The organism is Bacillus sp. LLTC93 (genome assembly GCF_002993125.1).
Lineage (GTDB): Bacteria > Bacillota > Bacilli > Bacillales > Bacillaceae > Bacillus > Bacillus zhangzhouensis.
Genome location: NZ_PVME01000001.1, coordinates 273,300 through 298,280 on the forward strand (window position 1 = coordinate 273,300; position 24,981 = coordinate 298,280).

A 24,981-nucleotide genomic window follows, 5' to 3' on the forward strand; every position below is an offset into this window, starting at 1 on the left:
GGAGGAAATCTATTGTTTACTGTAAAAGAAGAAATTGCAAACGCCATTACACATGGCATTGGAGTGATTTTATCCATTCCAGCCATTGTTTTTCTCGTGTTATTCGCTGTTCAATACGGCACAGTCACAGACATTATTAGCTTTTCGATATTTGGTGCATCCATGCTGCTGCTTTATTTAAACTCGACCCTGCTTCACAGCATTCGGCACAAAAAAACAAAAGATGTGTTTGAGATTCTCGACCACTCTGCTATTTATGTATTGATTGCTGGTACATATACACCCTTTTTACTTGGACCATTAAAAGGCGCACTCGGCTACACTCTACTTGCGATTGTATGGGCTCTTGCTGCAGGTGGTATTGTCTTTAAAATCTTTTTCGTCAAACGGTTTATCGTTGTATCCACCCTCGTTTATTTATTAATGGGCTGGATGATTATCATCGCCATCAAGCCTCTCTACATTCAATTAACGGGAGCAGGATTCGGCTTATTGCTATTAGGCGGTTTATTGTATTCGGTCGGAACCATCTTTTATATTTGGCGTAAAATCCCTTATCATCATGCGATTTGGCACAGCTTTGTTCTCGGCGGAAGTGCGTCGATGTTTTTCTGCATCCTATTCTATTGTATCAACATCCCAGCGGCATAAAAAAACCAGCATCCGATAGTGGATGCTGGTTTTTCTATGCGCGCTTTTGAGTGTATTCACTGATCACGACAGGTGGTTTAATATGAATATCTACATTGACAGGACGAAGCCTTTTTACGATCTTCCCTGTTAAAAGACGATCCGTTCCGCTTGTTTCAATCGGAACAAGCGGACGATCACATTCTTCAGCAAGCGCCTCTGCAATGGCGCGATATTTTTCTGAAAGCAATACACTCTGCCCAGACACGATTCTTTCTTTTGCTTCTTCTAATAATAACTCATCAGACTGATTGTGACGAATAACCGCCATCTTTTTCAGCCATTGTTTTAAGATGGGGTAGCGAAACAGACTCGGCTTCGCCATGAAAGCAAATGGCTTCTCAAGGTGCCCAATTAATAATGTCGTTATCACCGGATTAAGCTCATGGGTGACATAAATGACCGGTCCATCTGGCAGCTTTTTTTGCTGATGGATGGTCATCACTGATCCTGACTGATCAATACATCCTCTTGCAAACCTTTTCGCATGCTCATGAATGAGCTGCATTCGTTTCGTATAAGAAATGCGTGGATCAGTTAGTTCATGATCGTACAAATGCCTCATACTTTTTAAAAAGGATACAACAACATAAATCGTTAAAAACCAATAACGAAACAACCGTACTCCTCCTACTCATTTATCCTTCTTTTCTGTCATATACGACAAATTCATAATTGTAGGGGTTCTTTTCATCACGATGGCCTTTTTCGCGTGATACAATCGTCCATTCGTCTTCATTGTAATAAGGAAAGTAGCGATCTCCTTCAAACGCATGGTGGATGTGCGTGATATATAGACGATCCGCATATGGCATCATTTCTTCATACAGCTTAGAGCCGCCAATGATAAATAACTCTGTCTCGCTTTCCCCAATTGCCAAAATATCAGCAATTGAATGGACAACCTCGCATCCTTCTGCTTCAAAAGAAGAACTTGTGGTCAACACAATATTTCGGCGGTTAGGCAGCGCTCGTCCAATGGATTCAAATGTTTTTCTGCCCATGACAATCGTATGCCCGCCTGTGACTTTTTTAAAATAAGCTAAATCCGCGGGTAAATGCCACGGCATTTGATTATCTTGACCAATGACTCTGTCTTTACCTGTCGCCACAATCATCGAAATCATACACTGACTTCTCCTTTAATATGCGGATGCGGATCATAGTTCTCGAGCACAAAATCATCAAACGCAAAATCAAAAATGCTCTTTACATCTCTTGTGATGCGAAGCTGCGGAAGCGTGCGCTCCTCGCGCTCTAGCTGCATTTTCACCTGAGGAAGATGATTTTGATAAATATGAGCATCCCCAAGTGTATGAATAAACTCTCCTGGCTCAAGATTTGTCACTTTGGCAATCATCAACGTTAGAAGTGCATATGAAGCAATATTAAAAGGCACGCCTAAAAAGATATCTGCCGATCTTTGATAAAGCTGGCAGGATAATTTACCGTTTGATACGTAAAATTGAAACAAACAATGACAAGGAGGCAGCGCCATTTGATCAATTTCTGCCGGATTCCAAGCACTGACGATGAGTCTTCTCGAATTCGGATTGTTCTCAATATCATGGATCAGCTTGCTGATCTGATCCACGGTCTCTCCATCTCCGCTAGCCCATGATCTCCACTGCGCACCATACACACGACCTAGTTCTCCATTTTCATCTGCCCATTCGTTCCAAATACGGACGCCATTTTCTTGAAGATATTTGACATTTGTATCACCTTTTAAAAACCACAGTAACTCATGAATGATTGATTTTAGGTGTAATTTCTTTGTCGTTAATAAAGGAAATCCTTCCTGTAAATCAAATCTCATTTGGTAACCGAACGTGCTGATTGTGCCTGTTCCCGTTCTGTCACCTTTTTCATCCCCGTGCTGTAATACATGACGGCATAACTCTTTGTATTGTTTCATTTTTTTCATCCTTTATTTATGTTCTTGTTGTAGTTTACCTTATTTCTGCTTTTGTTGAAACCAAAAAAACACGTCTGCTTGATGAGCAGACATGTTTTACATATTATACTTGTTGATTCACTCGATCCTGCTCTTCATCCTTAATATCTTGGTGAGAGTGAGCAATGCGGCTTGCTGCTGCTGCGGCAAGAGCAGCGACAAGATCATCAAGGAAGGTATGCACTTCACCTGGACGACCTTCATCTAATTCCCTGATAATACCAAATTTCTCTTTATCTAAATAACCGAAGTTGGTCAAACCGATTGATCCATATACATTGACAATGGAAAGCGGAATAATCTCGTCAATTCCATATAGCGGCTCATCTGTTTCAACTAAGTGCTGTAAAGGTTCTGGCAAAAGCTTTTTTTCTGCCAGCTGATCAAGGGCAAGCCCTGTTAAAACAGCATGGACAATTTCCCTTTTTTTCAGCACTTTTTCAACATTTTCAATGCAGACACTAAGTGGAAGATTCGGATGATATTTTTCTTGAAGCTTAAGCACAATGTGTGCGATATCTTCAATTTTCACTCCGCGATCGTTTAACATTTGTTTTGTAATGTGCACCATTTCGTTCATTGTATACTTTTTCAATTGGTTGACATCTCCTTCTAGTGGCTCATCCAGCTCGGTGGGGTGTTTTTGTCCCAGTAAATATTACCGAGTTCATGATGCGTCTGGAATCCATCTTCTGCTGTATGGTAATGAAAGTTAAACCAATAACCGCTATGAGGCGGCTGATCTCTTCTCACATGAAAACGGAGCAAATCTTCTCCGGTCTTCCGGTTGTAAATGTGGAAGATTTTTTCGCCATTTCCGCTGGAAGGTTGATCAGTTAAAACAACATCTTGAAATTTTTCGTCATCTTTGAAATTTGTTAAAAAGTCGGTTAACACTTGTTCAATCTTCGGTTGAATCTCTTCTCTGTACTCGTCCTCAATGACAGGTGTGATTTTATGACCAAATTTGAGAAAGGATTGGTTTTCTGCACTTGATAGAACCTCTTGCTTATATTGCTCAAAGGGATCTATCTGCTCTTTGTTGTCCTCTTGCGATAGTTCCCAGCTGCGCATTTCATCTGATGTATCATAAACAGCAGTATAAGGCGTTTTATCAGATGAAGAAAGTTCAGATGGCTTGTCTGTCATCAAAGCCGACGGAGGAGAGATTAAACCAAAAGTTGCAATCGTAAAGAGTGCAACAAGCGTTTTTCTCATCCACATCTTCATGATATCTAAATCCTTCCATAAGTTATCATACTGTTATTCTAGCATATAATGAATTTTCAGTCATTCAATTTGGTCATTGATTTGAGACTTTCTTTTTTATAATAAAACGTTTACAATGGCAGTAATGACGACTAAAATTTGGGAGGAATGGGTATGCTTGAAGGGTTTTTCGTCACGGCTTCCTTGCTGACATTATTTTATTTTGTCTATATGGAGATCACAGATTAAAAGCCCTAATGAGGGCTTTTTTCTTTATCTTCTTCTATTGAGATATGCCCATAATGGAATTGGGCTGTTTTTCGTTTGATGACTTGAAATTGATAGGAGTCTGCTGTAAATCGAGTGCTTTTCCAATGATCTTTTAAAACCACTCTTTTTCTTGCCACTCTTATCGCTTCTTGCATGGCCATTTCGTGGTCAAAGTGGTGCTCTGCCGCATGACGAAGCGGCGCTATACTTGTAGATTCTTGAATCGTTTCCTCAAACATCGGATCAAAATAGACGATATCAAATGAACGATCAGGTAGCTTCTTTAGCTGCTCGATACTGTCTCCGCTTATGACAGATATTCGTTTCATCGCTTCATCTGCCTCGCCTACACCTGTCTCCCATGTGTTTAGCCCTTCTCGCACTAGTAATGCCGTCATGGGATTCTTTTCAATACCGACTACCTTTCCATTTGGACCTGCGGCGCAGCTTGCGGTAATCGCATCTGACCCTAAGCCAAGCGTACAGTCCAAAAAGGAATCACCTTGCTTAAGCTGTGCTGCTTCTATCAATGGATCCTTTTCGCCACGGAGGAGCCGCTTTACCCTAAACATCGCTGAGCTTGGATGGAAGAAAAACTTTTCACCATTTGGCTGATACCATTCGAATCGTTCTTTCCCGACAACGAGTACGTCCCCCCGTTTGATAGCAAGCTGTTTGACGGATTGTTTGCGCCGCTCTACATACTCACCACGCAAATCCTCTGCTAGTGCCTTTGCTATTTCAATCGTTTGTACATTTGCTCTAAAGCTTGTTGTAATGAGCATGCCGTTCCTCCATCATTATCAAGAAAAAATGCCCTGATCTGATCACAGGACATTTCAACACTTGTATTAGCAATGTTTTTCGAATGCAGATAATACATTTTTCATGATGTCTTCCATTTCATGGCCTTCAATTTCCTCACGTGGGATAAAATGAACAAGTTCATTTCCTTTTAGAAGTGCCATAGAAGGAGAAGATGGTTCCTCACCTGTGAAGTATTCTCTCATTTTTGCAGTTGCTTCCCTGTCCTGACCAGCAAAAACCGTCACAATTCGATCTGGTGCTTTTTCCGCCTTCATCACAGCTTGAGTGGCAGCAGGGCGTGCTAAGCCGGCCGCACATCCGCATACAGAATTGACCACAACAAATGTCGTTCCTTCTGCTTCTTGCATCGTTTGTTCTACCTCTTCTTCAGTTGTTAGTTCTTGAAATCCCGCACTTGTAAGCTCTTGGCGCATTGGTACAACGAGCTGACGCATATATTCTTCATATGCCATTGACATAAAAAAGCCCCCTCTAAAATCCTTATGTTGTGAATAAAGGATACTATAGAGAGAGGCAATTTTCAAATGTTCGCTTTCAGATTAAATTTTCATGATTCCGCCTGTATTGGCTGATGTCACAAGTTTTGAGTATCTAGCTAGATAACCAGTTTTCACTTTTGGCTCAAAGCCTTTCCAATTCGCTTTTCTTCTTTCCCATTCTTCTTCTGGAACATCTACGCTTAAAATGCGCTTTTCAATATCTACAACGACATGATCACCATTTTCTACAAAAGCAAGCGGGCCACCCTCAGCTGCCTCTGGAGAGACGTGTCCAATGGACAATCCGCGAGAAGCGCCAGAAAAACGTCCGTCTGTAATTAAAGCAACCTTTGGACCAAGTCCCATTCCGACAATTTGTGAAGTGGGTGCAAGCATTTCAGGCATGCCAGGTCCACCTTTAGGTCCTTCATATCGAATAATGACCACATGTCCTGCTTCTACTTTTCTATTAATGATTCCCTCAAGAGCTTCTTCTTGGGATTCAAATACGATCGCAGGTCCTTCATGACGTGTGATCCCATCTTGAACTCCGCCTGTTTTAATAATAGCCCCATCTGGCGCAAGATTTCCAAATAAAACGGCTAAGCCGCCTTTTTCAGTAAATGGCTTGTCAATTGGATAAATGACGTTATAGTCTTTTACCTCATGCCCCGCAATGTTCTCACCGAGCGTTTTCGCTGTGACGGTCATTGTATCTAAATGAATAGCTCCTTCTTTTTTGGACAATTCATTTAGCGCAGCAGTCACGCCGCCTGCTTCATGTAAATCCTCAATATAAACATCAGAAGCTGGTGCAAGTTTTGATAAATGTGGCACACGCTCTGCTACTTCATTGATACGCTCGAGTGAATATTCAACGCCCGCTTCATTTGCGATCGCCAATGTGTGAAGAACCGTATTGGTTGAACCACCTAGTGCCATATCTAGTGCAAATGCGTTATCAATCGCTTTTTCAGTGACAATATCACGTGGTTTAATATCTTTTTTGATAAGCTCCATCAGTTGTTTTGCTGACTTCTTCGCAAATTCTCTTCGCTCTGGTGATGTCGCCAAAATTGTGCCATTTCCAGGAAGAGCGATGCCAAGTGCCTCTGCTAAACAGTTCATTGAGTTTGCCGTAAACATACCTGAACAAGATCCACATGTTGGACAGCCAAACTGCTCTAACTCATTTAATTCTTCTTCATTAATTTTCCCTGACTGGTATGCACCAACGCCTTCAAATACGGATGAAAGAGAAATTTTTCTGCCATCACTTGTTCTACCTGCTTCCATCGGACCGCCGCTGACAAATACAGTTGGGATGTTCACACGCATTGCTGCCATCATCATGCCTGGTGTGATTTTATCGCAGTTAGGAATACAAACCATTCCATCAAACCAGTGTGCAGACACAACCGTCTCTACTGAGTCAGCAATAATTTCACGGCTTGGTAATGAATATCTCATCCCGATATGCCCCATGGCAATTCCGTCATCGACACCAATCGTATTAAATTCAAATGGCACCCCGCCAGCTTCACGAATGGCTTCTTTCACAATTTTACCGAATTCCTGAAGGTGGACATGCCCTGGGACAATATCAATATAGGAATTACATACGGCAATAAACGGTTTACCGAAATCCTCATCCTTTACCCCCGCTGCTCTTAGTAAGCTTCGGTGAGGTGCTCTGTCAATTCCCTGCTTAATCATATTACTGCGTAGTTCTGCCATCTGTTTAAAAAGCCTCCTATGATACAAGTCTAAGTTGACTGTATGATTTTGAGTTGATTTTATTTTACAAATTTTCTGTTTATTTAGCCACCTATGATTGACTGATGACCAATATGGCTGCTGAAGCAAGCGCTCAGCAAGGATCGTGTCATAAAATCTGACCCCCAATATTCTATATTGGTACTACTATATAGAGTTTTTTCGTTTATTTCAACAATATTCAAAATAATTTTTCTAAAAAAATTTTTCTGTCTATAGAAAAGCGTTATTTAGAAAACAAGCTGCCTTTCATTGGCAGCTTGTTCATCATCCTCATGATTCTGATGCATTTTTTCTACTTTCTGTCATTTGCTTCCACACTGAGCCTTTCGCTTCTTCTCCAAGCTCAATTCGCTCAATCGCCATTTTCACTTGTAGACTGACTTCAAATTCAGGGTCTTGCTCTGCTTCTTTCAATGCTTCAAGTGCCATTTCGTCACCTTCTTCGTAAAGGAACATGGCCGCACGCCAGCGGACAAGCTTACTTGGATCCTTTAATGCTGCGATCATCGCTTCTATAGCACTAGGATCACCAAGATCCGAAATACAGTCTCCAGCTGTTCTGCGGACCGTGACTGTTTTGTCTTCAAGCCCTTTATATAAAATAGGGAGGATGGCAGGATCTTCAATCATTCCAGCGTTCACAACGGCTTGTCTACGAATAGACGTTTTTGGGTCCTGCATTGCTTTCATTAAAACTGGTATATCCTTTTGCTTGGGCTGCATTTGCTCTAAATGGGCAAAACGCTTTTTCCAATCTTCCTCGCGCAGCATCTCTTCTGTGACATCATATGCCTGGCGATTCACCTGTTTATCTACAGCCTCCTGTCCTTCCTTGACTGCCTCTGTTAAACGGACTAAACGCTCGTCATCATAAGCTGCTTGAAGCTCTTCTGTGACTTCCTGACCGATATCAGCAAATTCCCCAAAACGAACGCCGTGTTCTTTCCACACACGTTCAAATACGACATTGTCTGAACTGCTTCTGAGCTTTAAGATGGCTGCTTGGAAGCGTTCAGGCATTCCAAACCGCTCTTCTCTCTCACCGTCCGTCAGCTTGACCTGCATCGGAATTCCATTAAACATTTGGACGAACACTTTGACTTCGCCAAATGTGTCATCGCCTGACTGTGACCCTTGCTGAAGACCTTCTGTTTCTTGTCCAAACGCCTCTCTGACCTGTTGCAAAATACCCTGCCAGTCAAACTTTGCATTGCGCTCGACCGCTAAGAAATCCGCTACATGATAGACCCCTTTTACACCTTCAATATTTAAGATACGCTTGATCATCTCTGGCGCTTCGTCTTTTTGATCCTTTTTGTAGTTGTTGCTTTTACCGCCGGCAAGCGCTTCTGTCAAAATGACCTTCATTGTATTCGGACTTGGCGTCGGTTCTATTGCTGTTATTTTCATCTATACATCCTCCTTACACACATAAAGACCCTACTCATCTGTAAGGCCGCATTCTTCTTTCCACGTCTTGATAAATAAACACATGAATTCATGCCGCTCTTTAGCAAGCTGCTTTCCTGCACGGGTGTTCATCAAGTCTTTTAAGTTGAGTAATTTTTCTTTCATATGCTTCAGCACTGAGCCCTGCTGTGAATCGTGTGTATAGTGGGGCTCACCTTTTGCTCCTGCATACGTAAACACTCTTGCAATGCCACTTGCTCCTATTGCATCCAGCCGATCCGCATCTTGAACAATGGCCCCTTCTAATGTCATTGGCTTATGCTGCATGTGACGATGACGAAAAGACATCGATGTAATGATGTCCATGATATAGCGAATATCTCTTGTGTCGACTTCCCACAAAAGGAGCTGATGCTCAAGCTGATGGGGTGAAAGCTTCCATTCACTTGACAGTTTTTCATCAATTAAATCATGCACAATAGCCGCCATTTCGATGATAAAAAGAGAGCCGCCTTCCTGCTTTGCAATATTGACCGCAAGCAGGCGCACACGATCGATATGAGCTGCATCGTGTCCAGTCGGCTCATCCTTTAGCTTATTTGAAACAAAGGAGGCAGCTGCCTCCAATTGGTTTTGCTGCATGATCGTTACCATCTTATTTGTCCAATAAAGCGATGATCGAGCTTTCTAATTCTTTTGGTGGTGTTTTAGGAGAGAATCGTTCAGTGACTTCTCCGTTTTGATCGACGATAAATTTTGTGAAATTCCATTTCACTGTCTTCGTACCAAGTACACCTTTCGCATGACTTGTTAAGTGTTTGAAAAGCGGATGCGCATTGTCACCATTGACATCTACTTTTGCAAACATTGGGAAGGTCACACCATAATTCAATGAACAAAATTCTTGAATCGCTTCTTCCCCTTCCGGCTCTTGGTTCATAAATTGGTTACACGGAAATCCTAAAATTTCAAGGCCCTTTTCATGATATTGATCATATAACTCTTGTAATTGTTTAAATTGAGGGGTAAGTCCGCATTTGCTCGCTGTGTTCACAATAATGAGCACTTTCCCTTTGTAATCTGCCATTGATTTTTCCTGACCGTTAATGGTCTTGACCTGAATATCATAAATTGACATCTCATAGCCTCCTAGGATTCACTTTTCCCTATCGTAACATGCTTCTTTTAGAAAATCGCTTTTTATGCTTCCTACTAAAAGAGTCCTGTCACACTGCCGTCTTCTAATAAATCCATCTCAAGCGCCGCAGGTTTTTTAGGCAAACCAGGCATGGTAAGAATGCTTCCGGTTAAAGCAACAATAAATCCTGCCCCTACAGATGGTTTTAACTCACGAATTGTAATGGTAAAACCTTTTGGTCTGCCGATTAAAGCTGGATCGTCTGAAAGAGAATATTGCGTTTTTGCCATACAAACCGGCAAGTGAGCCCAGCCGTTCTTCTCGATCGCTGCCAGCTGCTTTCTTGCTTTTGATGTGAGCGTGACACCATCTGCCCCGTAAACCACTTTGGCTACTTTAGATAACTTTTCTTCGATGGAATCTTTCTCCTCATACAAATAGGAAAAGTGGTTCTTATTCTTTTCAATAAGTGTCGTGAGTTCTTCGGCAAGTGCTGTCCCGCCAGCGCCTCCTTCTTCCCATACATTCACGGCTTTGACTGGATGCCCATGCGTTTTGCACCAATCTTCTATCGCTTGAATCTCTTCTTTTGTATCGGTGATAAAGCGGTTCACTGCGACGATGTATGGAAGACCGAAGGCTTGCACTGTTTCAATATGCTTTTCTAAATTATGTATACCTTGTAATACGGCACGTGCATTCTCTTGTTTGAGCTCTGTTTTCTGCATTCCACCATGCATCTTCAATGCTCTAACAGTCGCGACAATCACAACTGCACCTGGTTTGAAATTACCGGCTCTTGTTTTAATGTGCAGAAATTTTTCCGCACCTAGGTCTGCACCAAATCCAGCTTCTGTCACAACATAATCTGCTAGTTTTGCCGCCATTTTTGTTGCAATTAAACTATTGCATCCATGTGCAATATTGGCAAAAGGACCGCCATGAACAAGGGCTGGAGTGCCTTCAATCGTTTGTACAAGGTTCGGTTTGAGCGCATCTTTTAGAAGTAAGGTGAGTACGCCTTCATATCCAAGCGCTCCAACTGTGACCGGCTCACCTTCTTGGTTATAAGCAACAACAATAGAAGAAAGACGTTTTTTTAAATCGTTTAAGTCTTCTGCTAAACAGAGAATCGCCATCATTTCGGAAGCAACCGTGATATCAAATCCATCTTCTCTAGGATACCCATTTAATTGACCGCCAAGCCCCACAACAACCTGTCTTAAAGCACGGTCATTTAAATCAATCACTCGTTTCCACACAATCCGGCGCGTGTCGATGCCAAGTTCATTCCCATGATGGATATGGTTATCAATAAACGCAGATAACGCGTTATGAGCAGATGTAATGGCATGAAAGTCTCCTGTAAAATGGAGATTGATTTCTTCCATTGGCAGTACCTGAGAATAGCCTCCCCCCGCTGCACCGCCTTTAATACCCATTGTAGGACCTAGTGAAGGCTCTCGCATGGCAATGATCGCTTTTTTTCCGATTTTTTCGAAGGCTTGACCAAGGCCAACTGTTACGGTGGACTTCCCCTCACCTGCTGGCGTTGGGTTAATCGAAGTCACAAGAATGACGTTTCCTTCTTTTTGTTCCTTTAAACGATCAAAAATAGTTAAAGATATTTTCGCTTTTGTGAAACCATAGCATTCTAATTCTTCGTCATGTATTTGTAACTTTGCTGCGATGTCTTGAATCGGTCTCAGCTGTGCTTTTTGGGCAATGTCAATATCTGATAAATGCTTAGTGATCATAAATAAATGGCCTCCTTTTTTTACAGAAACAGGTTTCATTTTTGCTCTATTTTTCATTGTAACATAATTGAAACATTGAAATATCGCCAGAAAGTTCCTATAATGAAGTGAAATTAGCTTTGATTCAGGGGGTGGCGAGTTGCCTATTAACATACCAGTTCATCTACCGGCAAAACAAATACTAGAGAGCGAAAACATTTTCGTCATGGATGAGACAAGGGCATTCAAGCAAGATATCCGTCCTTTGAATATCGTGATCTTAAATTTAATGCCAAAAAAAATACAAACTGAAACGCAGCTGCTGAGAATGCTCGGGAATTCTCCTTTGCAAGTGTACTTTACGTTTTTGATTCCAAGTACACATACACCGAAGAATACATCGAGAGAGCATCTAGACGAATTTTATACGACCTTTGAATCGATTCGCCATAAAAAATTTGATGGAATGATCATCACCGGTGCACCAATTGAGCATTTACCTTTTGAAGAAGTTTCCTATTGGAAAGAGCTGCAGGACATCTTGGACTGGAGTAAAACCAATGTGACGTCTACCCTTCATATTTGCTGGGGTGCACAGGCAGGTCTATATCACCATTATGGCATTGACAAAATCAAACTTCCTGAGAAAAAGTTTGGCGTATTTGAGCATCTTGTCAAAGAGAAAAAAGAAAGATTAGTAAGAGGTTTCGATGAAGTATACTATGTCCCACATTCTAGGCATACAGATATTAATACAGAACAATTAAAAAACACGCCGAATCTAAAAGTATTGAGTATATCTGAAGAGGCTGGTGTTTGTTTAATTGTTTCAGATGATGATAAACAAGTATTTTTAACTGGACATCCTGAATACGATACAGACACATTGAAGCAGGAATATGAAAGAGATTTGTTGAAACATGATACAGTCAAAAAACCCGTTCACTATTTTATAGAAGATGGTGACACACTAGTCCCGGTGAATCGCTGGAAAGCCCATGCAACCTTACTGTTTATGAATTGGCTTAATTATTATGTGTATCAAGAAACACCATATGTGTGGGAATAAAATAGACTGAGGTCTGATGATAAATGTTCAAAATGTGTTAAAATACAAATGGCTCTGTCTTCCATTATCAATTTAGTCTGTTTGTTTTTTAAAATTAGTTTAATTCTTTCGTAACGAATGATATGCTCTGACTGTTTATATGTTATCTTTATGTATATGTAGACCTACGAGATTAATAGTTTTCGTACGAAGTTTTGTTGTTGTTGATTACATTTGAGGTGAATATTCTTGAATACCAATAAAAAAATATTAATCTTGACCGCAAATTATGGAAATGGACATATGCAGGTGGCAAAAACACTGTATGATGAATGCAAATCCCAAGGGTTTGAACATGTTGTAGTTTCTAATTTGTATCAAGAATCGAATCCCATTGTGTCAGAAGTGACTCAATATTTATACTTGAAGAGCTTTTCCATTGGGAAACAATTTTATCGCTTGTTTTATTACGGTGTAGATAAAATTTACAATAAACGCAAATTTAACATTTATTTAAAGATGGGAAATAAGCGTCTCGACGAATTAATTCAGCTACACAACCCTGACATCATTATTATTACATTCCCGATGATTGTTGTGCCAGAATACCGAAACAAAACGGGCAAAGTGATTCCGACATTTAATGTCATGACAGATTTCTGTCTTCATAAGATTTGGGTACATGAAAACATTGACCGATACTATGTTGCAACCGATTATGTGAAACAAAAATTAGTGGAAATCGGCACACATCCAAGCGATGTCAAGGTGACAGGCATTCCTATTAGACCACAATTTGAAGCAGACGTGCCAAAATCGATAATTTATAAAAAATATGGATTATCATCAGACAAAAAGGTCCTTCTCATTATGGCCGGTGCTCACGGTGTACTAAAAAATGTGAAGGAATTATGTGAAGCATTACTTCTTGACAGTGAAGTACAAATTGTTGTTGTATGCGGAAAAAACGCAGCGCTGAAACAATCACTTAGCGATCTTGAACAAGCACACCCAGATCAATTGAAGGCGCTTGGATATGTGGAACAAATTGATGAATTGTTCAGAGTAACAGATTGTATGATTACAAAACCAGGCGGTATTACATTAACAGAAGCAACAGCAATCGGTGTCCCAGTCATTCTTTACAAACCTGTCCCTGGACAAGAAAAAGAAAATGCTCTTTTCTTTGAAGATTATGGTGCTGCCATTGTCATCAACAGACATGAAGACATTTTAGAATCTGTGACCAACTTGCTGCAAGATGAAGAAAAATTAGAAGCAATGAAACAAAACATTAAAAAACTACACTTAAAACAATCTTCTCAAACCATTTTGGAAGATATCGTCGAACAATCAGATCTCATCACGAGTAAAAAAACGTATGCTCGTGCATTATCATAAAAAGGTGCCCGTCAATGACGGACACCTTTTTTCTTTTAGCCTTGATTCCCGTTTGTAGTATACACTTCTTCAAACGGCTGAACGACAACAAAGCCGCTTCCGCTAAACTTCATTTGAATGGACTCACCGCTTCCCCTGCCAATAAAGGTTTTGAAGGAAACATCTGTCACAAATTCAGTATTTAAATCCCCTGACCATGCGACCGTCGCATTTGGATCAGTATAAACAGAGTCACCTGGCTGAACGATTAATGTAAGCGGTTCGTAATGACTCGTGATTGCAATAAGACCGGGCCCTTCAAGTTTGACATTAAATAATCCGCCTGCAAGCATGCCGGAAACCTTTTTCATCAATTTGATATCCCAGCGGACTGATGGTTCAAATGCAAGCAGATCATTTCCATTAACGAAAATGGATTCACCTTGCGCCAAACGAAGAATCGAGATCTTTTTGCCTTGGTCTGCAACATATAATTTTCCATCACCTGTTGCTTTCATGAGTGAAGTGCCTTCTCCTGATAACATTTTCTTGAACATCTTTGAGACGCCATGTTCAAAAACACCCTCACGTTCAAACTTGATTTTTCCTCGATATGAGACCATGGAACCTGTTTTTGCCCAAATGGTATCGGTCAAATTAATTTCTAGAAGTCTTGGCGTTTCAAGCTCGAAGACACCTTCTCCTTTATCTTCTTGCTGGGTTTTTTGGACAAATTCTTCAATCGTATAACGATTCATGCTGCGCACCTCTTTCAGTATTTTTTTTATATACGGACAAGATGCACGTTAAGTTTCGGAACCACATCATATTTTATATATAAATAACAATTCACCAAAAAAATCAAACATTCTGCTCAAAATTTGGCTCAGCTCCTTGACGCTTTACTTTTGATGGTGTATAGTGGAACCATCATTTAACAACTTTCAAGGCGTTAGGTGATGAAAAATTTTTTTTAGTATGCCAAAAGGTATGCTACAGTACTAGGAGGAAAAAGCAATATGCAAAACGGTAAAGTAAAATGGTTCAATAATGAAAAAGGTTTCGGCTTCATTGAAGTTGAAGGCGGAGACGATGTATTCGTTCACTTCACAGCTATCGAAGGTGACGGCTACAAGTCTTTAGAAGAAGGACAAGAAGTTTCTTTTGAAATCGTTGAAGGTAATCGTGGACCTCAAGCTGCAAACGTAACAAAAATCTAATCAACTAATTGAATGATCAAACGACAAAATAAAGAGAGGCTTATGCCTCTCTTATTTGATTTTCAGCTGAATTTCAATCGCTAAAATATTTTGCTTCAGTCTTTGTTCAATTTCAGAGATATCTTTTTCGAGAAAAGGTCTTCCCTTCTTTGCTACATCTACTAGTTGCTCTAGATCGCTATACACCTCTTGAAATGTTCGATGTAATACCGTTTCTAAATCCTTATTATTCATACCGGCCTTCCCCTTTTCCTCTAATATCCGTCACTTAGTCAAAAAGTAATTCATCTAAAACTTTCTATAGTTATATCGGCTCATTTTTTGGATTATGTTCTTTTTTTACACATTCTATCCGTTTTTTTTCATGAGCGGATGTGGGATCAGGGAAAATCGGTGCGCCCTCTTACTTTTTGAGCAGTGCATTTCCGTATTCTTTTATTTTTTCACCTACTGTACATTGCTGAATACAAAAGGAATGGGCATATTTTTTGCCAAATTCTTTTCGAAAGTGCTTTTTAATAAAACAATCTGAACAATACGTGTCTTGAAGATCTGTCAATTCTTTTACTGCTATTTTTTTATCCACATTATTCAGCTCCGTCTGCATCTAATTTCAACTTACTTTCGATTGGGACGTCTGCAAGAATCTGCCTTGCAAGGTGATCCGCTTCAGCATTTTGTTTACGATCGATGACTTCATATGTTGGCGTGAGCTTCAGCTCTTTTAAAGCCGCTTCAATCCGGTCAAGCCATTTGTTATGTACATCATCATAACAAGGCCATTCTCCTTTTAACTGATTCATGACAACAAGCGAATCTCCTCTAATCGTGACAGAATTTCTGCTGGCACCCAGGTCTTTTAAAGCTTTTACTGCTTCAAATAAAGCGGCATATTCGGCTTCATTATTGGTGATCCCCTGGAAAGGCTGATTTTTTCTCAGTCGATAAGCGTCTTCTCCGAGGTTGTAATAGACGACAACTCCAAGTCCAGAGTCGCCTGTTTCTTTGCGAAAACTTGCATCAAAATAGACCTGAAGCTGATCAGGTTCTAGCTTTAGTTCTTCATTTAGCTTTTCAAGTTCTTTTATGGACCACACGGCCCCTTTTTCATCTTCAAATGATAGGAGTGACTGTGGTCCTTTTTTGTCGATATGCTTTGCTAAAAGCAAGGCCTCTTTTAGCTCCATCCAATCTTCTTGGAAAAAAGCAATAGACCCAATCGATTTCACTTTCATTGTATAGTGTGCTCTTAATTTCATTGATCACATCGCCTTCCCGTACTTTTAAGGTAAACGCTCGTTATGCTATAATCAAAAAGTTACATTTTACAATGAGAAAGGAAGTTCATGTCACTTGTTTAATGAAGGTATTTGGATCTTATTTGCGATCATTAATTTTATCATTGTTCTTCTATTTTATAAAGGATTTGGCAAGATGGGCCTTTTCGTCTGGATTGGCTTTGCGACAGTTGCCGCAAATTTACAAGTTGTCAAAACCGTTGAATTGTTTGGCTTAACTGCAACACTGGGAAATATTTTATATGGTAGTGTGTTCTTTGCAACGGACGTATTGAATGAAAAATATGGTCAAAATGAGGCCAGAAAAGCTGTCTGGATTGGTTTTGCCACCCTTTTAACATTGACTGTTGTCATGCAGGAGGCTTTGCTTTTCCATCCCGCTCCCTCTGATATCTCACAAACATCGTTAGAAACCATTTTTGGCTTTATGCCGAGGGTTGCACTTGGTAGTCTTGCTGCTTATATCATCAGTCAAATGTTAGATGTTTATGTATATTCGTTTATTCGTCGGATATTTCCTTCAGATCGTGCGCTCTGGGTGCGTAACGCTGGAAGTACGATGATTAGCCAACTACTTGATACACTCATTTTCACGACCATTGCCTTTCTTGGCACCTATCCATTTCATGTATGGATTGAAATCTTCATCACGACATATGTCATTAAATTTATCGTAGCCGCGATTGCGACACCGTACGCGTATGCAGCGAAAAAAATGGTTCCGCTTGATGAAAGGGGGAAATAAATTGCCAGCTGAAATTTACATTGATGGTGCTAGTGCAGGTAATCCAGGTCCCTCTGGCATCGGCATTTTCATTAAATATGATGGAAAGGCTGAATCTTTCTCTATTCCTCTTGGATCAATGAGCAATCACGAAGCAGAATTTTCCGCTCTTATCGAAGGGATGAAAATTTGCGTGGAAAAAGGATTGCGTACCGTTTCGTTTCGAACAGATTCACAGGTGGTTGATCGCGCGGCCAATGCAGGATTTGCTAAAAATCCAGCGTTTCAGCATTTTATGAAAGAGATCATCCAGCTTCAAAGTCAGTTTGATTTATTTTTTATTAAGTGGATTCCAAGCAAGGAAAATCAAGTAGCAGATCAGCTCGCTAGAAAAGCGATTCACCTTTCTAAAGGATGAATCGCTTTTTTTGGGTTATGCTAATGTGTGAGGTGATACTGATTGGATAAAGAAAACAAAGGTCGTGTCACAAACGGGACAACCCCTCAAGGTGATGCGCAAACAAAAGATAAACAGCCTCTATCTCAGCTAGAAAATCGGGCGAAAAAAGGCAACACAAAAAGATAAACCATAGAGATCAGCTTTAGCTGATCTCAGATTGTTGACAAAGGGCTAAAATGATCTTTATTTTAGCCCTTTTTCTTCTTTTCAGCGTGATTGAAAACCTTTGAAGTCTAGGAAGGACGAGCACTGGAGCGGAGCGAATTTGACATTCGTGAGCACCGGCGCGCAGGACTGACACCGAATGCGAGGGTTTGTCTACACGCTGAGATCAGCTTTAGCTGATCTCTATTTCACTTAAACGGTTCACCATTGGTTCAATTCCTTTGATTTGATGTAAACGCAGCATAGCCGCTGCCCGCTCTTGATTGATTTGCATTTTTGTCTCATCAATTGGACAGCTGAGTGGTACATCACATTTGATCTCTGCCAGTATACGTGAAAGCTTCAAATCTTCTAAACCTGCTAGCATTTTCTTTTGCTGCGCAGCCGTTAATTCATGGACATTTTCTAATAGCCGGTCAATCGTTTGATACGTTTGGATAAATTTCAACGCAGTTTTTTCTCCGATTCCTTTTACACCGGGATAATTATCACTTGAATCACCCATCAATGCTTTCATATCAATCAGCGCTTTTGGAGAGATCCCCATTTCCTCTTCAAATAAGGCTTTTGTATATTGCTTATAATTCCCGATTCCTTTTTGCATTAGGGCCACTGTCACTTGTTCATTCAAAATCTGCAGCAAATCTTTGTCTCCAGTTAAGACGGTTACACGCGCCTCTTTTTGATAGAGTGCAGCAAGCGTACCGATACAATCATCTGCTTCAAAGCCTTTTAAACCAACATTCACAATTCCTAGTTCTTCTGTAGCCTCTTTTGCCAAATCGAACTGCGGGATAAGCTCGACAGGCGGCGCTCCTCGATTCGCTTTATAATCTTGAAACAATTCATTTCGGTACGTTTGGCTTCCCATATCCCAGCAGCAAACAATATGAGTTGGCTCAAATGTCTGTACAGCCGTTAATAAATGCTTCAAATAACCATTAACTCCATTTGTCGGGACACCATTATCATTTATCATAAAATTGCGATGAACAGCCGTCGCATAAAACGACCTGAAAAGTAGTGCCATTCCATCTACAAGTAGTACGTGTTTGTTCATTTTTATAAACTCCCTTTTTCAAAACAATACTCCTATTCTATCACAGAACACCAAAATGGACATAAAAAAGGCGCCTTCTTCTTTTTGAAAAGAAGAGGCAACCCATTTACTTTTTACCATATTGCATTTTTTCTGTTTCTGCTTCTGCATAGGACGGCATGTCTTTTTGTTTAGGGATACGCTCTTCCTGCTGCTTTACATTTTGCTTTTTTTTCATGATCATTCCCCTTTCTCGGTTCATTTGTTAAGATGACCAAAAAAAGAGAAAGTTACTCCTTACTTCTGTTTACGTTCAACATACTCCCTTACCATATCATTCGTGACATGCTTACGCAGCGGAACAATTCCGCCTCGTGCAAGCTCATTCATCTTTGAGGTAATGGCATTGATTTCGTCTGTTGTAAATGGCTCGTTTTGCTCACACTTGGCGACAGCAGCCTCTATTGCAAGTTCTCTTTTCTGTTCAAGCTCGAAAAAGGACTGGATATGAGCATGCTGTTTTTGTGAATGTGCAGAAATGTCTTCGTGTACGCTCGTCATTGTGTATCAACTGCTTTCTTTTTTTATCTAGTCTACCATGAATCAAATGGTTTTCAACTGGTTCTTCCATTCATTTGTTTGTTCATATACTTGTTCAATAATGGCCTGCTCTTTGGCATCTGTCGTTAAGCTTGTGATAAATGTTTGTTTTTGTTCGCTCAGCTGCTGGAGCGCTTCTGTTTCATATCTTTCAGTAAAGGTCTTTACCATCTTTTCGTATCTGCTCAATAATTCCTCTTTTTCCTTATCCGCCCATTCAGTGGTTAATTGAAGAAGAATGTCTCGAATCGCTTCAATAAACGCAGACTTCCCATTTTGTTCGAAGAAGGCTTTCGCTGATTTTTGCTTTTTTAGGAGCGGCTCAAATTGGCTCAGTTCTGCTTCGACTTCAATTTGTTTTAGCTCAGCGTTTTTCTCTTCTGGCGGTGACAGTCTGAGAGAAAAGTAAGGATCTTCAGCACATGCAGCCTGCATGCCCTTCTCCCACTCCTCTTGGAAATACTGTTTGATAAACGATTCCATTCGGATATCGAGCGCCTTGAGCTCCTGTACAAATTCAAATTCATAATCCTTCAGCGCCTGTTCAAGCGCCTTTTTCAACTGCTGACCGAAGTTTCCTTGGGATAGTCCAGGATAAAAAGCTGTCTTTAACATATCATTCGCAAATAGTGATAGACGCTGAATAATGTGGTAAAGCTGTTCTTGCAAGTCCTTTTTCACGCTTTCTGTCACTAGCTTAGATCGTTTGACATGGCTCATTTTTTCAAGGATTGTTTCATAGGATGCTTCTATCTTTTTCTTTTCGGCTTGCTTCTCATCCTCTGACTGATGCAAGGTGGCATGCAGCTTGTCGACTGTTTCACATAGTGTAATAGCTTCAAAATGCAAAAGCTCGATGGCGTCTTTCGTTAATTCTTCCTCAATAAAATAGTCGAGTTGTTTTCTAAGCTGTTCATATTGGTTATAAGGTGTTGACCCTTTTCCTTCGATCTCTTGCTTACTGGACACATGATGAAGATTTGGGTTTCGGATGCCTTCTTTTGTGAGCTCTTTTCGCACATAGTCAAAGACGGTTTCAAGCTCTGCTTGATCCTTTGCCAAATCAGCTGCATTGATAATAAAGAACATTTTATCCATGCTAAATGAATCTTTTACAAGCCCGAGCTTACGTAAAAATGACCGATCGGCCTTAGAGAACGAATGCTGATAGTAAGTTAAATAAAGAAGGGCGTCTGCGTCCTTCATATATTGAAAGGCAATCTCTGTGTGACGCTTATTCATACTGCTGGCGCCTGGCGTATCAACAATCGTCAGCCCTTTATCTGTCAAAGGTGTACTTAAATACACCGTCACTTCCTTGACCACACAAGAAACAGCTTCTTCTGCCACATACGGCTTTAGTTCTTGGAGTGTGACATTTAATGGAGTTTGCTTGTCAATGTAATCATGAAACCGGGCATGCGCCTCTAGAAAATGTTCAACAATAACGCGGTGATCCTGTTCAAGCTGTCTTTTTTTCAGTACTCTTTCCAGTTTCGCCCTAAACGTATCTCCCTTTTCTTCTGAGATAGAAAATCCGAGAATCTGATCGAGCTCCTCTAGCATATCCTGCTCCGTTTTGAACACCACTTTCACACTTTCATGCGGGTGATCTTTCGTCGGCCGCGTTAGCTTATTGATCGTGGCAGTTGTTGGTGTAGGGGACGATGGTAACACCTTTCTACCAACAAGGGCATTTGCAAAGGAAGATTTCCCCGAACTAAAAGCCCCGAATAAGGCGAGTGTAAACTCTTTTGCCTGCAGCCGTTCTGTTCGTTTATCAAAGGACTTTCTTTGTGGTTGAAGAACGTCTAATGGCATTAAAATACGAGAAAGCTGTTCAAACTGATCAATCGACTGTGCGGTCGTTAAATGCTGAGACTGACGTATTTGATCACGATCTGTCTGCTCGTTTTTTTGCTCGCTCTCTTCAGCATGAAATGGCGCGTGATGCTGCTTCAGCTGGTCATGCTGCATCCATTGTTTTTTCGCATGAAACCAATCTTCTTGGATCAGCTCATCCGTTCCGTTTTGCCATATATCCCATACATGCTGGATGTCCCGTTCGATTTGTTCATTTTTTTCAATGCACTGCTCAAGCGTTTGAAGCTCTTGTTTCGCCAGTGCCCATTTTTCTTGCTGCTTCCCCTTTTCCTTTGTGAGCTGGTCTTTCAGGGTCTCAGCCATTTGTTCAATCAATGGGATCGCTTTCTGTTTTGCCTGTCTTTTCAGGGCTTCACCTGCATCTTTCGCATATTGAAGAACGTATTCATTAGAAAAAGTCGCACCAGGGTGAATGACTTTTTCCAGTAAAGATTCTTGGACAGGTGTTTCAAATGCCATCACTTGATCTAACAACTCTTCACCAAGCTGGTGCCGCTTGACAACCTTTTTGAAAAGTTCTGCAATATGCCAGTCCACTTCTGCTTTCATTCTCGTCTTTACATCTGCTACGAAATCGTTTGCCCGTCTTTCTTTTTCCTGCTCGGTTTTGTTTTTAGCGAAGAGCAACCCTACTTTAAAGCCAGGTGCTTTCGATTCGATATAGTCACTGGCGAGCTCCCTCATCTTAAATGGGGTTAGGTTCGCATTTTTTAAAATGTTCTCCACTTCAGAAGATACTTCGTCTTCTAACTGTTTTGCCCCATTTTCGGTGAACCGGTTTTTCGCTTCAAGTTCTTTGACTTCATTTCTTTTATCCTGAAGCTGCGTATCAAGATCCTCTTCCTGCAGCTCTTCTTTTAACGATTCGATATGTTCTTTGAGGACATGCTCTATTTTCTGCTCTGTATAGGCTCGGAGTGATGCTTTAGGTAATGTTTGTAATTCTTGTAATTTCTCAATTAAACGAAGCATTTCGTTTCTTGGGTGCGCCTCATCGGTCACAGATGTAAAATACAGATGATCTTCCTCTATGCCCTCTTTCAAGAGCATATCAACCACTTGTTTTTTGTAGTCTTCAAAAGCTGTCTCATGTTCATCATGCCGATCGACTTGATTCACAATGAAATAAAGATTTGGCACTTGGTCTTTAATGGAACGAATGAATCGAATGTTTTCTTCAGAATGAACATGGTTATAGTGAACGACATAAAAAAGAGCATCTGCTTGATGTAGAATAGACGCAGCCGATAAAAAGTGCGCATGATCCGTTGAATCAATTCCTGGCGTATCGATCAGTGCCACTTTTTCTTCAAGTCCACTATAATCACCGCTAATTTCGACCATTTCAATTTGTTCTCCATCCTTACAAAAACGCTGCACCGCTTCTTTATCATAAGAACCGCTCATTTTTGCAAAACGGCCATCAGAGGTGTGAAGCTGTACTTCACTTCTCCCTTTTCTCACAACGACTAAGTTTGCACTTGTTGGGATTGGGCTCGTTGGGAGGATTTGATCATGAAGCAAATGATTCACAAGTGACGACTTACCAGCAGAATAGTGGCCAGTAAATGCGATATACACTTCTTCTTCTGCTTCCTTTTTCATGATCGATGCAAGTTTGGCTGCGCGTTCATGGTCATCCCTTTTGAGAAGGCTTTGATATAAAGCGCCTGTAGTTTGAACGAGCGAATCTCGAGTAGACAAGTCTTTCATGACGATAAACCCCTTTGTTTTTAGAAAAGTCAGTTATGTATGTGATACCATTTTACACAATATAAAGAGATTTTTCTTCTGATCTGAGGAAATAAAAAAAATCTGCTGCCCGATCAGTCGTAATTGACTGCGATCAGGAAGCAGATTTTTTTGAAACACCTTTTAAAACAAAGCCAATTAATAGGCTGTATACACAGACCGTACCGAGTAAGAAAATCATTGTCATGTGATCACCGTCCATCCTTCATGATTGAGAATGCTTATCATTAATGAAAGTGTAGCACAATTGATAATGATTTTCAATATTAATTTAATAAATACTGATTCAGTGCCTTTTCTTCGGTTTGAATTCTCACCATCATCATCCATCCATTTAAACATGTAAACAAAATGGCAGTGATATACGCCTCAAACAATAACGGAATCAAGATAAGCTCAATCGCTACCACCACATAGTTAGGATGCTTTAACCAGCGATACGGTCCCTTTTTTACAATCATCGCATTTGGCACCACTAAAATCTTTGTATTCCAGTACGTCCCAAGGGAACATAATGCCCAGTATCGAACCACCTGTGTAGCCAACAGGAAAACGAGCAGCAAAAGAAAAAAACGGGACGGTTCCCGGTTTAACAGCCATGTCTCTCCAATGAGAAAGAGGAAAAAAGCAGCATGCATTCCGACCATATAAGGATAATGGTTCGCACCAAATTCGATGGCACCTATCGCTTTCACTTTCTTCTCATTTCTTTTGGCCACAAACATTTCAATCAGGCGCTGACAAATGAAGAAACCAATAACAAGCCAAAAGATCATGACGAGATCTCCTCCCATTTCATAAGTAATAATTCAGAGGAAAAACCCGGACCAAGCGCCCCACAAAGCCCCACATCACCCGGATCAGCTGTCTGATGTTCAAGAAAATGCTTGATGACATACAAAACTGTGGCAGAGGACATATTCCCGTGGTGTTTGAGCACTTCTTTTGAAGAAAAAAGCTGATCCTCTTGTAAAGAGAGACTTTCAAGATAAGCATCAATTACTTTTTTGCCTCCAGGGTGGGCAAGAAAAACAGATAGGTCATCTGTTGAAAACCCGAGCTGATGTAAAAATTGGTCCACCTGCTCTTTTAACCAGCCTGAAATAATGGACGGAATGTCACGTGAGAAAATGACCTGAAAGCCGTCACTCGTAAATTCCCAGCCCATCACATCCTCAGAATCTTTCATCGTTACTGACTGTGTACCAAGCACTTTAGGCACTGTTTTTAACTGCGTATAGTCAGATGCAGCTTTTTCTCCAGTTAACAGCACTGCCGCAGTCCCGTCCCCGAACAAAGAGGTGCCGATTAAATTGCTTTTTGATTGATCTTGCGGCTGAAAGGTTAAACTGCAAAGCTCACATGCGACAACAAGAACCTTCGCTTCTGGGTATGCCCTGATATATTCATAAGCTCTAGACAACCCTGCCGCTCCGCCCCCGCACCCTAGCCCCCAAATCGGTACTCGTTTCGTATAAGGCGAAAAAGGCAGAACGTTCATCAGCTTTGCATCAAGACTTGGTGTCGACAATCCAGTGCTTGAGATGAAAAACAAAGCATCAATCTCTTCATACGGAATAGGCTTTGTAAGGAAGGTTGTCTCATGAAGACAGTGAATGATCGCTTCTTTCGCATGTGCCAATGCCTTTTCCAAATAGATATTATTTTTCTCTTCAAAAGAGTGGTGCTTTTGATACCATTCAATAGGCTGCACAAACTGTCTGCTCTGCATTTCTCCATTATGAAAAGCCCTCAGCAACCGGTCAATATCTTTAAACGATCGTTTAAATTGAGACCTTGCAAATTCAGCAGCTGTTTGCTGATCTACATGATTCTTTGGTAGACTTGTTCCAACTGAAAGAATGTACGCCATCTGCTTCACCTCTTTTTTTGGTTAATATCCCCTATCAAAAAT

General features: G+C 40.7%; 29 protein-coding genes. 7 read left to right on the forward strand and 22 right to left on the reverse strand.

The features are described from left to right. Positions 1–12 precede the first annotated feature (12 nt). A complete protein-coding gene (gene trhA, locus C6W18_RS01405) occupies positions 13–651 on the forward strand; it encodes a PAQR family membrane homeostasis protein TrhA (RefSeq protein WP_034319116.1) in 639 nt (212 codons plus the stop codon). Positions 652–685: 34 nt separating this feature from the next. Here the strand turns inward: trhA and C6W18_RS01410 are convergent, their stop codons facing one another. The 12 genes from C6W18_RS01410 to C6W18_RS01465 form a co-directional block, all read right to left on the reverse strand. Beyond that, on the reverse strand, positions 686–1,309 hold the full coding sequence (locus tag C6W18_RS01410; protein ID WP_105925524.1) for a lysophospholipid acyltransferase family protein: 624 nt from the start codon (positions 1,307–1,309) through the stop codon (positions 686–688). 19 nt (positions 1,310–1,328) lie between these two features. Continuing rightward, a complete protein-coding gene (locus C6W18_RS01415) occupies positions 1,329–1,817 on the reverse strand; it encodes a dihydrofolate reductase (protein ID WP_105925526.1) in 489 nt (162 codons plus the stop codon). Further along, on the reverse strand, positions 1,814–2,608 hold the full coding sequence (locus C6W18_RS01420; protein WP_105925528.1) for a thymidylate synthase: 795 nt from the start codon (positions 2,606–2,608) through the stop codon (positions 1,814–1,816). Before C6W18_RS01420 ends, C6W18_RS01415 begins: the two co-directional genes overlap by 4 nt. A gap of 103 nt (positions 2,609–2,711) precedes the next feature. Then, entirely contained in the window at positions 2,712–3,242 is a 531-nt protein-coding gene (locus C6W18_RS01425; RefSeq protein ID WP_034319109.1) for a phosphatidylglycerophosphatase A family protein, read from the reverse strand. A gap of 17 nt (positions 3,243–3,259) precedes the next feature. Then, the gene (locus C6W18_RS01430; RefSeq protein WP_034319107.1) at positions 3,260–3,877 is read right to left on the reverse strand and encodes a YpjP family protein; all 618 of its coding nucleotides are present in this window, start codon (positions 3,875–3,877) and stop codon (positions 3,260–3,262) included. Positions 3,878–4,110: 233 nt separating this feature from the next. Then, positions 4,111–4,911, reverse strand: a complete 801-nt coding sequence (locus C6W18_RS01435) for a class I SAM-dependent methyltransferase (RefSeq protein ID WP_105925530.1) — start codon at positions 4,909–4,911, stop codon at positions 4,111–4,113. A gap of 66 nt (positions 4,912–4,977) precedes the next feature. After that, a complete protein-coding gene (locus C6W18_RS01440) occupies positions 4,978–5,412 on the reverse strand; it encodes a BrxA/BrxB family bacilliredoxin (RefSeq protein ID WP_034319103.1) in 435 nt (144 codons plus the stop codon). Positions 5,413–5,493: 81 nt separating this feature from the next. Next, entirely contained in the window at positions 5,494–7,170 is a 1,677-nt protein-coding gene (ilvD, locus tag C6W18_RS01445; protein WP_034319100.1) for a dihydroxy-acid dehydratase, read from the reverse strand. 312 nt (positions 7,171–7,482) lie between these two features. Further along, a complete protein-coding gene (locus tag C6W18_RS01450) occupies positions 7,483–8,622 on the reverse strand; it encodes a conserved virulence factor C family protein (RefSeq protein ID WP_105925532.1) in 1,140 nt (379 codons plus the stop codon). 30 nt (positions 8,623–8,652) lie between these two features. Continuing rightward, complete coding sequence (locus C6W18_RS01455; protein ID WP_373465684.1) at positions 8,653–9,264, reverse strand: HD domain-containing protein; 612 nt, start codon at positions 9,262–9,264, stop codon at positions 8,653–8,655. Between the two features lie 13 nt (positions 9,265–9,277). After that, positions 9,278–9,760 (reverse strand): glutathione peroxidase, encoded by a 483-nt coding sequence (locus C6W18_RS01460; protein ID WP_034319091.1) that lies wholly within the window; start codon positions 9,758–9,760, stop codon positions 9,278–9,280. Between the two features lie 74 nt (positions 9,761–9,834). After that, positions 9,835–11,517 carry a formate--tetrahydrofolate ligase gene (locus C6W18_RS01465; protein WP_105925536.1) on the reverse strand — a complete coding sequence of 561 codons (1,683 nt, stop codon included), beginning with the start codon at positions 11,515–11,517 and terminating at the stop codon, positions 9,835–9,837. Between the two features lie 139 nt (positions 11,518–11,656). Here C6W18_RS01465 and metA point away from each other — a divergent pair, with 139 nt between their 5' ends. Further along, positions 11,657–12,565 (forward strand): homoserine O-acetyltransferase MetA, encoded by a 909-nt coding sequence (metA, locus tag C6W18_RS01470; RefSeq protein WP_105925538.1) that lies wholly within the window; start codon positions 11,657–11,659, stop codon positions 12,563–12,565. 228 nt (positions 12,566–12,793) lie between these two features. Further along, on the forward strand, positions 12,794–13,945 hold the full coding sequence (locus C6W18_RS01475; protein ID WP_105925540.1) for a diglucosyl diacylglycerol synthase: 1,152 nt from the start codon (positions 12,794–12,796) through the stop codon (positions 13,943–13,945). A gap of 35 nt (positions 13,946–13,980) precedes the next feature. Here C6W18_RS01475 and C6W18_RS01480 read toward each other — a convergent pair whose 3' ends face one another. After that, positions 13,981–14,682 (reverse strand): AIM24 family protein, encoded by a 702-nt coding sequence (locus tag C6W18_RS01480; protein ID WP_034319081.1) that lies wholly within the window; start codon positions 14,680–14,682, stop codon positions 13,981–13,983. A gap of 261 nt (positions 14,683–14,943) precedes the next feature. Between C6W18_RS01480 and cspD the strand changes: the two genes are divergently transcribed. Further along, positions 14,944–15,144: a cold-shock protein CspD gene (cspD, locus tag C6W18_RS01485; RefSeq protein WP_003215784.1), complete on the forward strand. Its 201-nt coding sequence runs from the start codon at positions 14,944–14,946 to the stop codon at positions 15,142–15,144. Positions 15,145–15,195: 51 nt separating this feature from the next. Here the strand turns inward: cspD and C6W18_RS01490 are convergent, their stop codons facing one another. The 3 genes from C6W18_RS01490 to C6W18_RS01500 all read right to left on the reverse strand — a co-directional run bounded on the left by C6W18_RS01490 (position 15,196) and on the right by C6W18_RS01500 (position 16,403). Beyond that, a complete protein-coding gene (locus C6W18_RS01490; RefSeq protein WP_034319078.1) occupies positions 15,196–15,378 on the reverse strand; it encodes a hypothetical protein in 183 nt (60 codons plus the stop codon). A gap of 169 nt (positions 15,379–15,547) precedes the next feature. Beyond that, positions 15,548–15,730: a zinc-finger domain-containing protein gene (locus C6W18_RS01495; RefSeq protein ID WP_105925542.1), complete on the reverse strand. Its 183-nt coding sequence runs from the start codon at positions 15,728–15,730 to the stop codon at positions 15,548–15,550. Position 15,731: 1 nt separating this feature from the next. Further along, positions 15,732–16,403 carry a ribonuclease H family protein gene (locus tag C6W18_RS01500; protein ID WP_105925544.1) on the reverse strand — a complete coding sequence of 224 codons (672 nt, stop codon included), beginning with the start codon at positions 16,401–16,403 and terminating at the stop codon, positions 15,732–15,734. Between the two features lie 94 nt (positions 16,404–16,497). On the opposite strand from C6W18_RS01500, the gene C6W18_RS01505 reads away from it, so the two are divergent. Genes C6W18_RS01505 through C6W18_RS01515 form a run of 3 tightly spaced genes read left to right on the forward strand, consistent with a single transcriptional unit; the run spans position 16,498 to position 17,752 of the window. Next, the gene (locus tag C6W18_RS01505; RefSeq protein WP_034319072.1) at positions 16,498–17,187 is read left to right on the forward strand and encodes a queuosine precursor transporter; all 690 of its coding nucleotides are present in this window, start codon (positions 16,498–16,500) and stop codon (positions 17,185–17,187) included. 1 nt (position 17,188) lies between these two features. Then, positions 17,189–17,584 carry a reverse transcriptase-like protein gene (locus C6W18_RS01510; RefSeq protein ID WP_105925546.1) on the forward strand — a complete coding sequence of 132 codons (396 nt, stop codon included), beginning with the start codon at positions 17,189–17,191 and terminating at the stop codon, positions 17,582–17,584. A gap of 42 nt (positions 17,585–17,626) precedes the next feature. Further along, the gene (locus C6W18_RS01515; protein ID WP_034319066.1) at positions 17,627–17,752 is read left to right on the forward strand and encodes a hypothetical protein; all 126 of its coding nucleotides are present in this window, start codon (positions 17,627–17,629) and stop codon (positions 17,750–17,752) included. Between the two features lie 211 nt (positions 17,753–17,963). Here the strand turns inward: C6W18_RS01515 and C6W18_RS01520 are convergent, their stop codons facing one another. The 6 genes from C6W18_RS01520 to C6W18_RS01545 all read right to left on the reverse strand — a co-directional run bounded on the left by C6W18_RS01520 (position 17,964) and on the right by C6W18_RS01545 (position 24,939). Beyond that, positions 17,964–18,851 carry a 5'-3' exonuclease gene (locus C6W18_RS01520; protein ID WP_034319064.1) on the reverse strand — a complete coding sequence of 296 codons (888 nt, stop codon included), beginning with the start codon at positions 18,849–18,851 and terminating at the stop codon, positions 17,964–17,966. 276 nt (positions 18,852–19,127) lie between these two features. After that, entirely contained in the window at positions 19,128–19,391 is a 264-nt protein-coding gene (locus C6W18_RS01525; RefSeq protein ID WP_105925548.1) for a YpbS family protein, read from the reverse strand. A 42-nt stretch (positions 19,392–19,433) separates the two neighbouring features. Then, positions 19,434–23,027 (reverse strand): dynamin GTPase, encoded by a 3,594-nt coding sequence (gene dynA / locus C6W18_RS01530; protein WP_105925550.1) that lies wholly within the window; start codon positions 23,025–23,027, stop codon positions 19,434–19,436. A gap of 133 nt (positions 23,028–23,160) precedes the next feature. After that, on the reverse strand, positions 23,161–23,268 hold the full coding sequence (fbpC, locus tag C6W18_RS01535) for a Fur-regulated basic protein FbpC (RefSeq protein ID WP_306172627.1): 108 nt from the start codon (positions 23,266–23,268) through the stop codon (positions 23,161–23,163). A 64-nt stretch (positions 23,269–23,332) separates the two neighbouring features. After that, complete coding sequence (locus tag C6W18_RS01540) at positions 23,333–23,842, reverse strand: isoprenylcysteine carboxyl methyltransferase family protein (protein ID WP_034319055.1); 510 nt, start codon at positions 23,840–23,842, stop codon at positions 23,333–23,335. Next, on the reverse strand, positions 23,839–24,939 hold the full coding sequence (locus C6W18_RS01545; protein WP_105925552.1) for a type III polyketide synthase: 1,101 nt from the start codon (positions 24,937–24,939) through the stop codon (positions 23,839–23,841). The genes C6W18_RS01540 and C6W18_RS01545 overlap by 4 nt, the downstream gene beginning before the upstream one ends. Positions 24,940–24,981 lie beyond the last annotated feature (42 nt).

What these genes read in the sequence shown, in the direction of transcription:
- C6W18_RS01525 (WP_105925548.1), bottom strand. Translation starts at nt 19,391, where the DNA reads ATGACGAGCGTACACGAAGACATTTCTGCACATTCACAAAAACAGCAT.
- C6W18_RS01415 (WP_105925526.1), bottom strand. Translation starts at nt 1,817, where the DNA reads ATGATTTCGATGATTGTGGCGACAGGTAAAGACAGAGTCATTGGTCAA.
- C6W18_RS01420 (WP_105925528.1), bottom strand. Translation starts at nt 2,608, where the DNA reads ATGAAACAATACAAAGAGTTATGCCGTCATGTATTACAGCACGGGGAT.
- C6W18_RS01430 (WP_034319107.1), bottom strand. Translation starts at nt 3,877, where the DNA reads ATGAAGATGTGGATGAGAAAAACGCTTGTTGCACTCTTTACGATTGCA.
- C6W18_RS01460 (WP_034319091.1), bottom strand. Translation starts at nt 9,760, where the DNA reads ATGTCAATTTATGATATTCAGGTCAAGACCATTAACGGTCAGGAAAAA.
- C6W18_RS01455 (WP_373465684.1), bottom strand. Translation starts at nt 9,264, where the DNA reads ATGCAGCAAAACCAATTGGAGGCAGCTGCCTCCTTTGTTTCAAATAAG.
- C6W18_RS01450 (WP_105925532.1), bottom strand. Translation starts at nt 8,622, where the DNA reads ATGAAAATAACAGCAATAGAACCGACGCCAAGTCCGAATACAATGAAG.
- C6W18_RS01435 (WP_105925530.1), bottom strand. Translation starts at nt 4,911, where the DNA reads ATGCTCATTACAACAAGCTTTAGAGCAAATGTACAAACGATTGAAATA.
- C6W18_RS01440 (WP_034319103.1), bottom strand. Translation starts at nt 5,412, where the DNA reads ATGTCAATGGCATATGAAGAATATATGCGTCAGCTCGTTGTACCAATG.
- C6W18_RS01545 (WP_105925552.1), bottom strand. Translation starts at nt 24,939, where the DNA reads ATGGCGTACATTCTTTCAGTTGGAACAAGTCTACCAAAGAATCATGTA.
- C6W18_RS01520 (WP_034319064.1), bottom strand. Translation starts at nt 18,851, where the DNA reads ATGAACAAACACGTACTACTTGTAGATGGAATGGCACTACTTTTCAGG.
- ilvD (WP_034319100.1), bottom strand. Translation starts at nt 7,170, where the DNA reads ATGGCAGAACTACGCAGTAATATGATTAAGCAGGGAATTGACAGAGCA.
- C6W18_RS01465 (WP_105925536.1), bottom strand. Translation starts at nt 11,517, where the DNA reads ATGATCACTAAGCATTTATCAGATATTGACATTGCCCAAAAAGCACAG.
- C6W18_RS01490 (WP_034319078.1), bottom strand. Translation starts at nt 15,378, where the DNA reads ATGAATAATAAGGATTTAGAAACGGTATTACATCGAACATTTCAAGAG.
- C6W18_RS01480 (WP_034319081.1), bottom strand. Translation starts at nt 14,682, where the DNA reads ATGAATCGTTATACGATTGAAGAATTTGTCCAAAAAACCCAGCAAGAA.
- C6W18_RS01540 (WP_034319055.1), bottom strand. Translation starts at nt 23,842, where the DNA reads ATGATCTTTTGGCTTGTTATTGGTTTCTTCATTTGTCAGCGCCTGATT.
- C6W18_RS01500 (WP_105925544.1), bottom strand. Translation starts at nt 16,403, where the DNA reads ATGAAATTAAGAGCACACTATACAATGAAAGTGAAATCGATTGGGTCT.
- fbpC (WP_306172627.1), bottom strand. Translation starts at nt 23,268, where the DNA reads ATGGACGGTGATCACATGACAATGATTTTCTTACTCGGTACGGTCTGT.
- cspD (WP_003215784.1), top strand. Translation starts at nt 14,944, where the DNA reads ATGCAAAACGGTAAAGTAAAATGGTTCAATAATGAAAAAGGTTTCGGC.
- dynA (WP_105925550.1), bottom strand. Translation starts at nt 23,027, where the DNA reads ATGAAAGACTTGTCTACTCGAGATTCGCTCGTTCAAACTACAGGCGCT.